Source organism: Bradyrhizobium sp. Ken51 (assembly GCF_055807435.1).
On sequence record NZ_JBVVPB010000135.1, the window covers coordinates 1 to 554 of the forward strand.

The 554-nt window shown below is 63.2% G+C and carries 1 protein-coding gene; it reads right to left on the reverse strand.

Translation table 11 applies throughout. The features are described from left to right. The coding region (locus AC0L27_RS41175; RefSeq protein ID WP_473323827.1) for an efflux RND transporter permease subunit at window positions 1-554 on the reverse strand (554 nt) is incomplete at both ends.

Genomic DNA, 554 nt, shown 5'->3' on the forward strand with positions numbered 1-554 from the left:
ATGTAGTTCGAGCCGAGATTGGTCGAGATCGTGTTGTTGATGTCCTCGAAGGTGACGCCGAAGGCGCCGGCCTTTTCGCGGTCGATCACGAGATTGACCACGCCGGCTTCGGGCAGGCCTTCGACATAGACCTTCTGAAGCACAGCGCTCGCATTGGCCTCCGCGATCAACTGGTCGGCGGCGCGCATCAAGGCCGGATAGCCCTTCTGGCCGCGGTCCTGGAGCCGGAACGAGAAGCCGGAGGAGTTGCCGAGATTGTCGATCGGCGGCGGCTGCAGCGCGGAGATCTTGGCATCGCGGATCGACGACGACAAATCGCGGTTGATGTCGGTAACGATCGCCGCTGCCGAATCCTTCGGCCCGCGCTCCGACCAGTCCTTCAGGGTGATGAAGGCCTGCGCGGTGTTCATGCCCTGGCCGGAGAAGCTGAAGCCGGTGAGGAAGGTGACGTTGTCGACGCCCGGGCGCTGCGCCAGGTATTTTTCCACTTTCTCGATCACCGCCTCGGTCCGGCCATAGGACGAATCCGACGGCGTCTGCACGTCGGTGGTGAC